This is a genomic window from Ruegeria sp. L11 (assembly GCF_056531755.1).
The window spans coordinates 197469-211343 of the sequence record NZ_JBQFMI010000002.1 but is presented as its reverse complement, the minus strand read 5'-3'; the positions used below and the strand labels follow the sequence as shown (position 1 = coordinate 211343).

12 protein-coding genes, 1 tRNA gene, 1 pseudogene and 1 riboswitch are annotated in these 13875 nt (G+C 57.9%); of the genes and pseudogenes, 8 read left to right on the top strand and 6 right to left on the bottom strand.

What is annotated here, in order from left to right; genetic code table 11:
• Nucleotides 1–73: 73 nt before the first annotated feature.
• The 5 genes from ACR0CE_RS05955 to ACR0CE_RS05935 form a co-directional block, all read right to left on the bottom strand.
• A complete protein-coding gene (locus tag ACR0CE_RS05955; protein WP_480831439.1) occupies nt 74–352 on the bottom strand; it encodes a hypothetical protein in 279 nt (92 codons plus the stop codon).
• Nucleotides 353–438: 86 nt separating this feature from the next.
• Entirely contained in the window at nt 439–1848 is a 1410-nt protein-coding gene (locus tag ACR0CE_RS05950) for an FAD-binding oxidoreductase (protein WP_480831437.1), read from the bottom strand.
• Nucleotides 1849–1941: 93 nt separating this feature from the next.
• A complete protein-coding gene (gene ggt, locus ACR0CE_RS05945; RefSeq protein ID WP_480831435.1) occupies nt 1942–3732 on the bottom strand; it encodes a gamma-glutamyltransferase in 1791 nt (596 codons plus the stop codon).
• A gap of 111 nt (nt 3733–3843) precedes the next feature.
• Nucleotides 3844–4233: a GFA family protein gene (locus ACR0CE_RS05940; protein ID WP_480831433.1), complete on the bottom strand. Its 390-nt coding sequence runs from the start codon at nt 4231–4233 to the stop codon at nt 3844–3846.
• Between the two features lie 20 nt (nt 4234–4253).
• The gene (locus ACR0CE_RS05935; protein ID WP_480482079.1) at nt 4254–5240 is read right to left on the bottom strand and encodes a 2-hydroxyacid dehydrogenase; all 987 of its coding nucleotides are present in this window, start codon (nt 5238–5240) and stop codon (nt 4254–4256) included.
• A gap of 198 nt (nt 5241–5438) precedes the next feature.
• Between ACR0CE_RS05935 and ACR0CE_RS05930 the strand changes: the two genes are divergently transcribed.
• From ACR0CE_RS05930 to ACR0CE_RS05905, 6 genes and pseudogenes are all read left to right on the top strand, one after another.
• Nucleotides 5439–5900, top strand: coding sequence for an SH3 domain-containing protein (locus ACR0CE_RS05930; protein WP_480482350.1), 462 nt, complete (start codon nt 5439–5441; stop codon nt 5898–5900).
• 111 nt (nt 5901–6011) lie between these two features.
• Nucleotides 6012–7001 (top strand): NADPH:quinone reductase, encoded by a 990-nt coding sequence (locus ACR0CE_RS05925; RefSeq protein WP_480831431.1) that lies wholly within the window; start codon nt 6012–6014, stop codon nt 6999–7001.
• Nucleotides 7002–7091: 90 nt separating this feature from the next.
• A tRNA-Gln gene (locus ACR0CE_RS05920) sits at nt 7092–7166 on the top strand.
• A 161-nt stretch (nt 7167–7327) separates the two neighbouring features.
• A riboswitch (cobalamin riboswitch) is annotated at nt 7328–7520 on the top strand.
• A 153-nt stretch (nt 7521–7673) separates the two neighbouring features.
• Nucleotides 7674–8678 (top strand): ABC transporter substrate-binding protein, encoded by a 1005-nt coding sequence (locus ACR0CE_RS05915; protein WP_480831429.1) that lies wholly within the window; start codon nt 7674–7676, stop codon nt 8676–8678.
• 14 nt (nt 8679–8692) lie between these two features.
• The gene (locus ACR0CE_RS05910) at nt 8693–9724 is read left to right on the top strand and encodes a FecCD family ABC transporter permease (protein ID WP_480831827.1); all 1032 of its coding nucleotides are present in this window, start codon (nt 8693–8695) and stop codon (nt 9722–9724) included.
• Nucleotides 9721–10230 (top strand): annotated as a pseudogene (locus ACR0CE_RS05905) (ABC transporter ATP-binding protein); the annotation flags it as partial. The gene ACR0CE_RS05910 and the pseudogene ACR0CE_RS05905, both read left to right, overlap by 4 nt.
• Nucleotides 10231–11120: 890 nt before the next feature.
• Here ACR0CE_RS05905 and ACR0CE_RS05900 read toward each other — a convergent pair.
• On the bottom strand, nt 11121–12071 hold the full coding sequence (locus ACR0CE_RS05900; protein WP_267365279.1) for a GlxA family transcriptional regulator: 951 nt from the start codon (nt 12069–12071) through the stop codon (nt 11121–11123).
• A gap of 166 nt (nt 12072–12237) precedes the next feature.
• On the opposite strand from ACR0CE_RS05900, the gene ACR0CE_RS05895 reads away from it, so the two are divergent.
• A complete protein-coding gene (locus ACR0CE_RS05895) occupies nt 12238–12948 on the top strand; it encodes a GntR family transcriptional regulator (protein ID WP_480557693.1) in 711 nt (236 codons plus the stop codon).
• 7 nt (nt 12949–12955) lie between these two features.
• Nucleotides 12956–13873 carry a dihydrodipicolinate synthase family protein gene (locus ACR0CE_RS05890; RefSeq protein WP_480831426.1) on the top strand — a complete coding sequence of 306 codons (918 nt, stop codon included), beginning with the start codon at nt 12956–12958 and terminating at the stop codon, nt 13871–13873.
• The last annotated feature ends 2 nt before the right edge of the window (nt 13874–13875 follow it).

Sequence of the window (13875 nt, the reverse complement as noted above, 5' to 3'; positions counted from 1 at the left end):
TCCGACCAGTGATATGAAAAAAACGACCCGAATATCGAAAGCGGGTCGCAATTCAATCGTTGGACCGCTGCCCTCAACCACCGGAACGGCAACGTTTGCTTGTTCCGACCGAGACGCAAACCAATTTGCCACTTTCTTCCGAGGGATTCTTCACCGCCGGTTCCTGTGATGGCGAAGGCTGCGCCTCTGCCGTGAACCAGCCGTCAGAAAGACCGGCACGCGAGGATACCGAGGCAAGATAATCTTTTACGCCCAAACCACCTTCCGATGCTTTGGCTTGCTGAACATAGTCCAGCCCTGCAACGGCCAACCCGCAGATGGCTACAAACCCCGCCAGATACTTTACGCTCATGTCGACCATCCTCTGTCATCAACCCTTTGAAACCATGACATGTGGACGTTTTGAGGGCGCAAATACGGACTAGAGGGCGAATACGGCTACGTGTCGTCCGACAAGATCTTGCCGGGGTTCATGATGTTGTCTGGGTCCAGCGCGGCCTTGATCGCAGCCATGTACCGCGTGGCAGCGCCCAGTTCTCTGTTCAGATACGGTCGCTTTCCCTGCCCGATGCCATGTTCACCGGTACATGTGCCTTCCATGGATATCGCCATGTCGTTCAGCCAGCCGACAAACGCCTCGGCCTTGGCAATTTCTTCGACGTTTTCCATGTCGATCAGCAGCAGCGTATGGAAATTGCCGTCCCCCACATGGCCCACGATTGGGGCCAGCAAGCCGAGGCCGGCAGCTTTCTTCTGCGTCTCGGTCACACACTCGGCCAGGCGCGAGATCGGTACGCAGACATCGGTCGAGATGCCCCGCGCACCGGGGCGCAGTTGCAGACACGCCCAATACATATCGTGCCGTGCCTGCCAAAGTTTGTTCCGTTCTTCGGTGGTCGAAGTCGCTGCAAAATCCGTGCCGCCAAACTCTTCGGCGATCTGACCAAAGGTTTCAGCTTGCTCTGTGGCACCGCTTTCCGAGCCGTGAAACTCCAGCAACAACAACGGTGTATCCGGCAGACTCAGCCCGGAATAGGCGTTGGCGGCCTGAACCGACAACTCGTCCAGCAACTCGATCCGGGCAACCGGGATGCCATACTGAATCGTCATCATCACCGCACGGCACGCGGCATCGACAGTCGGAAAGGAACACCGGGCCGAACTGATCGCTTCGGGGATACCCTGCAACCGCAATGTCAGCTCGGTGATGATTCCCAGCGTGCCTTCCGCCCCGATCAGAAGACGGGCCAGATCATAGCCGGCCGAAGATTTCTTGGCCCGGTGCCCGGTACGGATGATCTGACCGTCTGGCATCACGGCTTCAAGGCTGAGAACGTTGTCCTTCATCGTCCCATAGCGCACCGCATTGGTGCCCGACGCGCGAGTGGCAGCCATTCCACCCAGCGACGCATTCGCCCCGGGATCAATCGGAAAGAACAGGCCCAGATCGCGCAGATGGGTATTCAACGCTTCGCGCGTGACACCGGGCTGCACGACACAATCCAGATCCTGGGCATGAACTGCAAGCACACTATCCATTTGTGTCAGATCGACCGAGACGCCCCCCGCCGGCGCATTTACATGCCCTTCCAGTGATGTTCCTGTTCCGAACGGGATCACTGGCACCCGGTGCGCCGCGCAGGTTTTGACGATGTCCGAAACATCCTGCGTCGAATGCGGGAAAACCACGGCATCGGGGCTTTGGTTTTCGATCCAGGTCGTGGTGTGCCCATGTTGTTCACGGACAGCGGCACCCGTTTGCAACCTGTCGCCAAAGCGCTGCTTGAGAATGCTTATGACGGTTTCAATACCAGCTTCATTCCTTGGCAATGCGGTTGCCTGCACCATTGTCATCCTCCCCTGCCCCAAAACATTTCGGGCCTTTCAGCCTATGACTAAAAGGCCCGTTGAAAGCAGGCAATCCCCACTAATACCGAGGGTCTATTCGCCCAGCGCAATCCCTTCGCGGCGCGGGTCGGCACCACCGCTCAGCCCGTCACCGATTTCGATGGCGTGCAGCCCCGAAGTCAGGTCGCGTGCGTTGACTTCAAAACCCAGCTGAGCAAGCGCGTCTGTAAATCCTTCCGCAGAAGTCGCAGCCTCGACATCATATGTTCCGAACCGGTTGACCAGATGAGGCAGGGAAACCGCCTGCTGCACGTCCAATCCCCAATCGGCCCAGGCGATGATGGACTTGGCGACATAGCCGATAATCCGGCTGCCGCCCGGAGACCCGATAGCCAGAACCGGCTCGCCATCCTGCAACACGATGGTCGGGCTCATGGATGAGCGCGGACGCTTGCCAGGCTCCAGCCGGTTGGCAATCGGCACACCGTCGCTGTGTGTCTTGAACGAGAAATCAGTAAGCTCGTTGTTCAGCAGGAACCCGTTTGTCATCAGGCGCGACCCAAAACCATTCTCGATCGTCGTCGTCATCGACAGCACATTGCCATAGCTGTCCACGATCGAGATATGCGAGGTTGACGGCAGCTCCAGCGACACGTCGTCCGCCCAAATCAAAGCATGGTCAAATTCCGGTTGGCCCGGTGCGACCTCGGACAAGGCCACCTCGCTTTCCAGCAAGGCTGCCCGCTGGGTCAAATAACCCGGATCAACCAGCCCCTTGGTGGGCATGGGTATGAAATCGCTATCGGCCATGTACCGCCCACGATCCGCAAAGGCGAGGCGCGAAGCATCGCCGATCAGGCGCCATGCCTCGGCGCTCTCAGCGCCCATTGCTGCAAGATCATAGCTGTTCAACATCCCCAGAATCTGCCCGACGGTCAGCGCACCCGACGACGGCGGGCCCATGCCGCAAACCTCGTAGGCGCGGTATTCGGCACAGACCGGTTCACGTTCGATCACCTGGTAGAGCGCCAAATCCACCCCTGCAAGAACGCCGGGATTTCCTGGGGCATTGCGAACAGTTCGCACGATATCCGCAGCGATCTCACCTCCGTAAAAACCGGCAGCGCCATCGCTGGCCAGCACGCGCAATGTTTCGGCATAATCCGGGTTCATCAACCGCTGCCCCTGCTGCAACGGCTGACCGTCAGGCAGAAAATATGCGGCTGTTTCGGGAAAGCGCGACAGGCGGTCAGCATCGTTTTCTACAAGGCTGGCCAGACGCGGGGAAACCAGAAACCCTTCATCCGCCAATCGGATTCCGTCGGCAAACAGTCCGGGCCAAGACGCGCGCCCCCATCTTCGATGCGCCTCTTCCAGCAGTGCAGGCGTACCCGGTGTACCCACCGACAATCCGCCCACCACCGCATCGAAGAATTTCAGCGGCTCGCCGTTTTCATCCTGAAACAGCGTCGGGGTAGCGGCAAGGGGGGCCGTTTCGCGCCCGTCCAGCGTTGTCATCTGCCCGCTGGCCGCGTCGTACCAAACCAGAAACGCACCCCCGCCCAGACCAGAAGATTGCGGCTCGACCAGCCCCAGCACGACCTGCACGGCAACCATCGCATCCGCGGCAGACCCGCCCGCGCGCAGCACTTTGGCCCCGGCCTCGACCGCCAGCGGATTGGCCGCAGCTATCATCCAGTTTTCGGATGTGACCGGGACTCCCTCAAGCTTGGCTTCGAGGGCCGCAATAACCTCGTCGGTCATCGCCTGAACCTGCCCTTCTGTCGCGGCTTCGGGTGCAACGGCATCGGCTGTTTCCTGCGCGAACCCCGGTGTCGAAATAGCAAGTGCGGTAGTAAGCAGCAGTGCTGAAACATGTCTCATCTGTTCTAACCCTCCAATACAATCTTTATTTTCAATCCTGTAAGGATTTTGCCCCCTCTGCAACGATCAGGCATGGCAGCGTGTTATCACAGCGAAGTTTCGCCATTTCCCCTACGGTTCGGTTTCTTCGGCGCGACGATCCTGATCATAGCGGGTTGTCTCGGCAAATTCGGGTAGCCACGCCTCGCGCCGTTTGGTCCAGCATTCATATGTCGGTATGAATTGGTCAGGCGCGTCAAGACAGCCCAGATGCACTTCGACTTCGGCACCGCTTCGGGCAAATACCGGAGATCCGCAATCAGGGCAAAAGTACCGGTCAGAATAACCTTTCACATTTCCGGTGATCTTAACCGCATCCGCCGGAAAAATAGCCACCGCATAAAACAACGCGCCGTGGTGTTTGCGGCAGTCCAGACAATGGAAAATCCCGACGCGAAGAGGACAACCCGAAGCCGTGACGCGCAGTTTTCCACAACGGCATCCCCCTTCAAACACGTCCATCCATGATCCTTTCCGACGCGTCAGAGCATCGCAGGCACAACCTGATCCGGTGGGCGGTGGCCATCTTCGAAGGTTTTGATGTTGATGATGACCTTTTCACCCATCTCAACCCGGCCCTCCAGCGTGGCCGACCCCATATGCGGCAGCAGAACCACGTTGGGCAACTGCCGCAAGCGCGGGTTCACACCGGTTCCCTGTTCGTAGACATCCAGCCCCGCGCCCGCAATTTCACCCGCGCGGATCATCCGGGTCAAAGCGTTCTCGTCAATAACCTCACCCCGCGAAGTATTCACGATCACCGCCGAGGGTTTCATCAGCTTTAGGCGGCGCGCGTTCATCAGGTGGAAGGTCGACGGCGTCGATGGGCAGTTGATTGATATCACGTCCATACGCGCCACCATCTGATCCAGGCTTTCCCAATAGGTCGCCTCTAGTTCTTGCTCAATCTCTGGGCGCAATCTGCGGCGGTTGTGATAATGGATCTGCATACCAAACGCCTTGGCGCGGCGGGCCACGGCCTGTCCGATCCGGCCCATGCCCAGAATACCCAAACGCCGCCCGCCAATGCGACCACCCAGAAACGCGGTGGGGGCCCACCCGGTCCAGTCGCCTTGCTGCATGACGCTCAACCCTTCGGGAATGCGCCGTGTGACAGCGAGAATCAGGGCCATGGTCATATCTGCCGTGTCGTCGGTCAGCACACCGGGCGTGTTGGACACCAATATGCCGCGCTGCCGCGCCGTCGCCACATCGATATTATCGACACCGGCCCCGTAATTGGCGATCAGCCGCAGCTTTTCACCTGCCTGACCCAATAGCCCGCCATCAATGGTATCGGTCACCGTAGGCACCAGCACATCGGCATCCTGCACCGCTGCTACTAATTCTTCACGCGTCATTGGGGTGTCGTCGTCGCGCAGGCGCACGTCAAACAATTCGCTTAACCGGGTTTCTACTGCCTCAGGCAACCGTCGCGTAACGACAACACTTAAACGTTCTCTTGGCACCTCGGCTCTCCCACTGCTTTGCAAACGGACGCGCGCCATGGCATCGTGGCGCAGGATAAGGCGGGGCACAAGAACCCCAATGGCATTGAGTCGACCTTTTTTCAAAACCGGATCAACAGGCATAAGAGCGGGCAGTCAGTGAGTGGTATTCGACCGGTAAAACGCCGATTTCTGGCGGTAGTTTCCGCATTTCTGGTCATGTTCGGTGCCTGCGCCGCACATGCCGAAGTCAAACGCGGATCGGTCACCAACCTGCCCCTGCCCCGATATGTGTCGATGAAGGCAGCCGAAGGGAACGTGCGGCGCGGACCATCCCTAACCCACCGAATCGATTGGGTATTCAAAAGGCGTGGCATGCCGCTGCAGGTCACTGCCGAATACGGCAACTGGCGCAAGGTCCAAGACCGCGACGGCGCGGGTGGCTGGGTTCACTATGCCTTGTTGTCTGGCGTCCGAACGGTGCTGATCGAATCCGAGATGCTGCCTGTTTATGCCCGCCCCGACCCGACCTCGCCCGTGAATGCCCATTTCGAGACCGGAGTGGTGGCGCGCCTTGGAGCCTGTTCGCTGGACTGGTGCAGGATCACCGCCGGCGGATACCGTGGCTGGACACTGAAATCGAACCTTTGGGGCGTCGATTCTTCCGAAATTCGGGAATAGGCGAAAGACAATTTCCGGTATCCGCGGTTGCGCATCGCCCCGAAAAAGCGCGACAAGCTGTTTGAGTTACCGGCCCAATCGCCGCTTAACTCGACCTAAACGGAGGACCCTATGCGCGCAGTCACCTATTCAGCCTTCGGAGACGCTGTCGATGTCTTGCGTGTTCAGGATATTCCCCCGGTTCCGCCTGGACCGGGTGAAGTCACGGTCGAGTTGTCTTATTCCGGCGTAAATCCCTCGGACGTCAAGGCCCGCGCGGGAACCCGGCCAGGTGTCACAGAACCTCCGTTTCCGCTGATCGTTCCGCACAGCGACGGGGCTGGAGTCATCACAGCGGTTGGCGATGGCGTACCCGCGACGCGGATTGGTCAGCGCGTGTGGATTTGGAACGGGCAATGGCAACGCGCGTTCGGTACAGCTGCCAGCCACATCACCCTGCCTGAATCTCAGGCTGTAGAACTGCCCGAGACGGTGTCACTTGAAACCGGAGCGATTCTTGGAATTCCGGGCCTTACCGCAAGCCACGCAGTGTTCTCGGGCGGCACGCCGCGCGGGCAAACCATTTTGATCCATGGTGGGGCGGGTACTGTCGGGTATCTGGCTGTCCAGCTTGCCAAATGGGCCGGAGCCAATGTGATCGCAACGGCCAGCACCCGCAGCTTTGACCGGGTCAAGGCAGCCGGTGCAGATGTCGTTCTCGACTACTCCGGTGAACACCTTTCGGATCAGATTCTCGACGCAAATGATGGACGTACAATTGGTCGAATCGTCGATGTCGAATTTGGACAGAACCTTGACACCAACATTGCCGTCATCGCCGAGAACGGCCGTATCAACGCATATGGATCTGCCCGGAATATGACACCTGTCTTTCCCTTTGGACCCATGATGTTCAAGGCCGTGACACTCGAGGCAGTCCTGATCTACCTGCTGCCCGCAGATTTGCGCGCCGCCGCAATAGAGACTCTACACAAGGCACTGGCTGATGGCGCATTGATCTGCCCCGTACATAAGGTCTTTACACTGGAAGAATGCGCTGCCGCCCATGCGATGGTACAGGAAGGCAACCGTACCGGAGCGGTGTTGATCGACACCAAATGAGGGGCCTTCAAAAAAATTTTACGGCGCTCGCTTTTTTTGCAAAACGCTCTTGAACCCTGCCATCAACAATCGTAGATAGCCGCTCACCGTTGGGGTGTAGCCAAGTGGTAAGGCAGCGGTTTTTGGTACCGTGTATCGTAGGTTCGAATCCTACCACCCCAGCCATGATTTTCCCTAATATCACACACTATGAATCTGGGTCCGGATTTTGGCGCGTTCTCAGCGGCTTTTCTGATATCAGCGCCATGTTGAGACGCGCAGGTGCATGCTCTTGCGAGAAAATAGGAAAGACCCCGGAGTTTTTTCTTGCCGCAGGGTAAGTGTTAAGGTACCCGCGTTTTACCGGTCCCGATGTGGCTAAGAGGGAATCCGAGGTGCCTTTTGGTGCCAACCGGAACTGCCCCCGCAACTGTAGGCGGCGAGCGCTGTCCATTTCCGTCACTGGGCCATTTTGGTCTGGGAAGACAGGACAGACAAAGACCCGTCAGTCAGGAGACCTGCCGGTATGAAACCGAAACACACCGGGCGGGGTTGTCCGGGGAGGTTGCCGAAGAAACGCGCTGGGCGGGCTGTATTCCACTCTGCGCTTACAGCAGGCAGAAAAGCGTCTGTTGCTTCGGTAAATGCCCATTCACCCGTTCTCTGGTCATTGACACATGGAGATCGATTGTCATGTTTCTACGCACTGGCCTGATTGGCCTTTCCTTGCTGGCTACCAGCGCTGCCGCCGAAGGAAACTTTCCCCTAACCATCGAAAACTGCGGTCACTCGGTCACGTTTGACGCGCCTGTGACGTCGTCAGTCACGGTCGGCCAGGCCGCGACCGAGGTGCTTTATGCGCTGGGTCTGGGCGAGCAGGTTCTTGGAACTTCGGTCTGGTTCAACGAGGTGCTGCCTGAATATGCCGAGGTGAATGCCAAGGTCGAGCGTCTGGCAGATAATGATCCCAGCTTTGAAAGCGTGGTTGCCAAGCGGCCGGGACTGGTCGCAGCGCAATATGAATGGCATGTCGGGCCCGAGGGCATCGTCGCCACGCGTGAGCAATTTCATGAACTGGGCATTCCAACGTACGTAATGCCTGCAGATTGCGTCGGCAAAGACAATACGGTCGGCGGCGATGGCACCCGCCTGCAAGCGTTCTCGACCGATACGCTGTATCAGGGTATCGAAGAACTGGCCGCAGCTTTTGATGTGTCCGAACGCGGCACGGACCTGGTTGCCGAGTACAAGGCCCGCGAAGCCGCAGCCGTCGCCAAGGCGCAAGCCGTGAAGCTGGACGACGTGTCAGCCGTGTTCTGGTTTTCCTCTCCTGAGATGGAAAGCGATCCGTTTGTGGCCGGACAAAAAGGCGCACCGGGATACATGATGAGCACATTGGGCATCCGCAACGTCATCGAGACGGATGAAGAATGGCCAACAGTGGGCTGGGAAACCATTGCCAAGGCCAATCCGACAGTGATTGTGATTGCCAAGATGGACCGCCGTCGCTTTGCTGCGGACGACTACCTGAAAAAGCTGGAGTTCCTGCGCGCTGATTCGGTGACCAGCCAGATGGATGCGGTCAAGAATGACCGGATCGTCGTTATGGATGCGCAGGCCATGGACGCCACCATCCGCGCAATCCCGGCACTGGAGGATCTGGCCGAGAAGCTGGATACTATCGGAAACAACTTGTGAACGAGGTCGCCGCAATCTTACGGCAGGGTTTCAAGGCTGCGTGCCTTACTGTGCCATTGTTGATTGCGGCGGTCCTTGCGGGCGCGATGATCGGGGAAACCTCGCTGTCGCCCGATTTGGTTCTGTCCGTTCTGGCCAACAAGCTGGCCGGAGCGGACCTGCCCGTCGACCCCATTGATCAGGGTATTATCTGGAGTTACCGGCTTCCTCGCGCTCTGGTCGCGGCGTCCTGCGGCGCTGGTCTGGCCGTCGCGGGGGTCGTGTTGCAGGCTTTGCTGCGAAACCCGTTGGCCGACCCTTACATTTTGGGCATTTCTGCCGGGGCCTCGACGGGTGCCGTGGCTGTTACCATCGCAGGTTTGGGCGGGGGGGCTTTGTCGCTGTCTTTTGGCGCGTTCAATGGCGCGCTTTTGGCTTTTGGTTTTGTCGCGTTGCTGGCCCGAGCCGCTGGCGCAGGGGGCGGACGGGTTGCGACGGCACAGATCGTCCTGGCGGGAATTGCCGGGTCTCAGTTGTTCAATGCGCTGACGGCCTTCATCATCGCCAAATCCGCCAATGCCGATCAGGCGCGCGGGATCATGTTCTGGCTGATGGGAAACCTCAGCGGCGTGCGCTGGCCGGATGTGTATCTGGCCATTCCGGTGGCCCTTGTCGGTTGGCTCATTTGCCGCTTTCACGCCAGAGCACTGGACGCCTTTATTTTCGGCTCTGATTCAGCGGCCTCGCTGGGCGTTCCAGTCCGGCGGGTGCAGGCAACCCTGATCTTTGCGACCGCACTTACAACAGCTGTCATGGTCTCGATCGTCGGATCCATTGGCTTTGTCGGGCTGGTCATCCCTCATGCCGCTCGGTTCCTTGTGGGGTCGGGACATCGCAGGCTTATCCCAACAGCCGCCTTGATCGGAGCGGTCTTCCTGATCGGCGCAGATATCGTGTCGCGCATCATCATCCCGGGTCAGGTTCTGCCGATTGGGGTGGTCACCGCTCTGATCGGTGCGCCTGCCTTTGCCGTAATTTTGGTGCGCGGCCAGAGGAGCGCCCGATGAAGATCGAGGCGCAAAACCTGACATATTCCGTTCGCGGCAAGACTTTGCTGTCAGACGTATCCTTTGTCGTGGAGCCCGGCGAAACACTTGCTTTGGTCGGACCCAACGGTTCGGGAAAATCAACGCTGATGCGCCTGCTGGCGGGGTTGGTACGTCCGGTTTCAGGAAAAGTCGTCATAGCGGGTCATCCCGTTTCGCATTTGTCGCGCAGACAAATTGCCCAACGGATTGCCATCGTTGAACAACAGGCTGATACGGCCGAACGCGTGACTGCACGATCCGTGGTCGAACTGGGCCGCACGCCCTGGCTGTCGGCCTTACGGCCGTGGCGCGCCGAGGACACCTGGCAAGTCGACAAAGCCCTGCAAACCGTGGAAATGGCCGATATGGCACACAGAGAATGGGCGACATTGTCGGGAGGAGAGCGCCAGCGACTGCACATCGCACGCGCTTTGGCTCAGCAACCGGGACTCTTGCTTTTGGACGAACCGACCAACCATCTGGACATTCATCACCAACTGTCGATCCTGAACTGTGTTCGAATTCTAAAAGTGACGACAGTGATGGCGCTGCACGATCTGAATCAGGCGATGGCCTGTGACCGGGTGGCTGTTTTGTCAAAAGGGCGGCTGGTCTCTCTTGGCCCGCCCGAACATGCCCTGTCTTTGGAAACCGTTTCAGAAGTTTTCGGTGTCAAAGCACAGTGGGGGTATAGTACCGGCGGGACAGAACGGTTTCTGTCCTATCATCTGGACTGACGGCTTCCGATCGCTTCTGGTCGTACTGGATATCAGTGTCGTCAGCGCAGCATGCCAGATACGTACAATCTACGGCCTCAAAGCCATATTCCAACGGCGCGCAATCTTGACCTGGGTTTCCTCACAACCCGTCAAGTTGCCCGTCGAATGCTGTCTTGATTCTGACCTGGATTGGATTCGTTCGTTTTTTGCCTTCAAAGATGATCGGCAGGCGCGTTGTCCGAGCGTGGGTCGACCAAACCTCAGTGATATGTTCACTACTTGTTTTGAACCGTGAAACAGATTCCTTTTAGAAACCTCTGAGGCCTGACACAAATCACGACACGCCATCAGGTTGAACAGATTGCGGCGACCGCATGTCGATATTGCAGATTACCCACAATCAAAGCCTCAATCTGAGCCTTAAATTAACGGTAGATTAACGAAACAGGGCACAACAAATCTCTGGATGACAAGTTCTTGATATACTTATGCCTATATCGAGATTTATTGGTGGGTAATCCTGCCGGTCTGTTGACTAGTCCAGTTTTTAACGAGGGGGTATCCCGGCAGGATCAGGGGGTGCCAGATCAGGCCAGTTCGAGGCCAACAGATCGCGGCACCCCCGCCGGTAAGCGCGAACCAGCAACCCATCTTTTTCAGTTGATCTTGTTGCGTTGCGCGTGCGGCGTGATGCCGAAACTGGATCTGTACACCCTAGAGAAATGACCCGGATTTTCGAAGCCGCAGGCCACGGCGACTTCGGTGACCGACGCCTCGGTTTGCAAAAGCAGCTTCCGGGCCCGTTCCAGCCGCATTTCCATAAAGTACCTTTTAGGGGAAGTGTTTAAGTATTTGCCAAACAACCGTTCAAGTTGACGGGTGGAAATACCCAATTTGTCTGCAATGAAGGATGGGGAAACTGGGGTTTCCAGGCTGTCCTGCATAATGTCTATCGCCTTTGCCAGATGGGCATTGCGCATTCCATTGCGCGATTGCAGCGAAACGCGCTGCTTGGCGGTCGCATTACGCACCGTGTTATAGACCATTTGATCCGCAACATCGGTGGCCAGCTCTTCGCCATGGTCGCGTTCAATCAGATGCAGCATCAGGTCTGCGGTCGCGGTCCCACCTGATGCGGTAATGTGTTTTTCGTCGGCGACAAAGACGCTGCGCACCAGATTGATATCCGGAAAGGCTTCCATGAACGCGTCGTGGTATTCCCAATGGATCGCCGCCTGCATACCATTGAGGAACCCGGCCTCGGCCAGCAGCCACGCGCCGGAACACAATGCCCCGATCCGCGTTCCACGCGCTCGTTCGCGCCGCAGTGTGGCCAGAAGGGAACGGGTCACGTGGTCACGCATGTGAATGCCCGACAAAACAAAGAGCTGATCGCACTTGGACAGTTCCTCAAGTCCGGAATGCACAAGGGTGACGGACCCATTGGAAGACACGGCCTGCTCGCCCTGTTCGGATACAAATGACCAGCGATACAGCTCTTCGCCACTTACAAGGTTGGCGATTCTCAGCGGCTCGACCGCACAGGAAAAGGCGAGGTGCGAAAACTCCTCGACCAGGATGAAGGCGAAGTGCTGCGTCTGAGGCATGAGCAGGACCATTTCCAAACTGGGCCGACGCCCGAACGTGAGTCTATTTTGCAGACATCCATGCTGCACGAGATTTTTTTGTATACAACTTGTATTTTTTAGAAATACAAAACTGTGACCTCCGCGATTCGAACGCGGCGGCCACAGGACATAGTGAGGCCAAAGGATGAAAGACGAAGCCAAGTCGCGCAAAAATGCGCTCAGAGAACACCTGAAGATGTCCATCCTGACGCTGCGCCTTCGTCCAGGTGACGATCTGGATGAGGCGCATCTGTCCGATGAATTCGGCCTGTCGCGCACGCCTCTGCGCGAAGTGTTTCGTCAACTGGCTGGCGAAGGCTATCTGGATCTGCGAAAAAACCGCAGTGCCCGTGTTTCGGAAATGTCCTACACCACACTGCGCGATTTCTTCCTTGCCGCGCCGATGGTTTACGGGGCCATCCTGCGTCTGGCGGCAGTGAACGCGACTAACGCGCAAATCGAAGAACTGAAAGCGGCTCAGCAAGCATTCAAAGCTGCCCTTCGTTCAGGGTCGGCCGAAGATCGCGCACTTGCCAACAACCGTTTTCATGACGTGACTGGAGAGATGTCCGGCAATGTCTACCTGCTGCCGTCATTCAACCGGCTGCTGATCGATCATGCACGGATTGGCATGACATTCTACCGGCCACAGACAGTTGAAATGTCCGAAAACCTGTCGCTGGCCAGCCAACAGCATGACGCGATCATCGCAGCCATCGAGGCACGCGATGAAGCCGCGGCGGCGAAACTGGCCGAGGATCACTGGAACCTGTCCCGGGATCAGATCGGGATGTTCGTGATGCCTGACGCGCTGGATGTGCCGATGGGTATCCCACCATTTTCGAAACCCGCATGAGGACGGAATGAACCCGATTTTCAAGTTTGAAGGGATATATACCCCTGTGGTCACCCCCTATCACGACGATGGCAGCGTGAACTGGGACGCCCTGTCCGACGTGATCGAATACCTGATCGAAAATAGTGTGCACGGCCTGATTTCCGGCGGATCCACAGGTGAGAATTATGCCCAGACCGTGCCGGAGCGGCTGGAACTGGCCAAATTCACGCATCAGCGCCTGAAAGGGCGGTTGCCCTTGGTGGTTGGCACGGGCGCGATGCTGACTTCGGACTCAATTGCGTTGGCCGCGGGCGCGCGCGACATCGGCGCGGACGCCATCCTGTTGGCAAGCCCGCCCTATTCGGTACCGACGGATCGCGAAAACGCGCTGAACGCGCTGGCCATCGACAAGGCCGCCGACCTGCCGGTGATGCTTTACAACTATCCGCACCGTACCGGCACAATGATGGGGGAAGAGTTCCTTGACCGCGTGGGTCGGAGCCGAAATTTCTGCGGCATCAAGGAAAGCTCGGGCGATATCAACCGGGTGCATCTGTTGGCGCGGGATTATCCGCATATCCAGCTGGGCTGTGGCATGGACGATCAGGCACTAGAGTTTTTCGCCTGGGGCGCACCATTCTGGGTTTGCGGCGGTTCGAACTTCCTGCCAGCGGAACATATGGCTCTATATCAGGCCTGCGTGATCGAAGGCAACTTTGCCAAAGGGCGCCGGATCATGTCTGCGATGATGCCGCTGATGCGGGTGCTGGAACAGGGTGGCAAGTTCATCCAGACCATCAAGCATGGCGTCACCATGAACGGGATCGACGCGGGTATCATGCGGCCTCCACTGAAGGGCCTGAACAAAGATGACAAGCGCGCGCTGGAACAGGTGACGCGCGTGCTGACGAAGACAATCGCTGACATCGTGGCTGAGGGGTGACA

What these genes read in the sequence shown, in the direction of transcription:
- ACR0CE_RS05955 (WP_480831439.1), bottom strand. Translation starts at nt 352, where the DNA reads ATGAGCGTAAAGTATCTGGCGGGGTTTGTAGCCATCTGCGGGTTGGCC.
- ACR0CE_RS05890 (WP_480831426.1), top strand. Translation starts at nt 12,956, where the DNA reads ATGAACCCGATTTTCAAGTTTGAAGGGATATATACCCCTGTGGTCACC.
- ACR0CE_RS05950 (WP_480831437.1), bottom strand. Translation starts at nt 1,848, where the DNA reads ATGGTGCAGGCAACCGCATTGCCAAGGAATGAAGCTGGTATTGAAACC.
- ACR0CE_RS05900 (WP_267365279.1), bottom strand. Translation starts at nt 12,071, where the DNA reads ATGCCTCAGACGCAGCACTTCGCCTTCATCCTGGTCGAGGAGTTTTCG.
- ACR0CE_RS05895 (WP_480557693.1), top strand. Translation starts at nt 12,238, where the DNA reads ATGAAAGACGAAGCCAAGTCGCGCAAAAATGCGCTCAGAGAACACCTG.
- ACR0CE_RS05915 (WP_480831429.1), top strand. Translation starts at nt 7,674, where the DNA reads ATGTTTCTACGCACTGGCCTGATTGGCCTTTCCTTGCTGGCTACCAGC.
- ACR0CE_RS05940 (WP_480831433.1), bottom strand. Translation starts at nt 4,233, where the DNA reads ATGGACGTGTTTGAAGGGGGATGCCGTTGTGGAAAACTGCGCGTCACG.
- ggt (WP_480831435.1), bottom strand. Translation starts at nt 3,732, where the DNA reads ATGAGACATGTTTCAGCACTGCTGCTTACTACCGCACTTGCTATTTCG.
- ACR0CE_RS05930 (WP_480482350.1), top strand. Translation starts at nt 5,439, where the DNA reads ATGTTCGGTGCCTGCGCCGCACATGCCGAAGTCAAACGCGGATCGGTC.
- ACR0CE_RS05925 (WP_480831431.1), top strand. Translation starts at nt 6,012, where the DNA reads ATGCGCGCAGTCACCTATTCAGCCTTCGGAGACGCTGTCGATGTCTTG.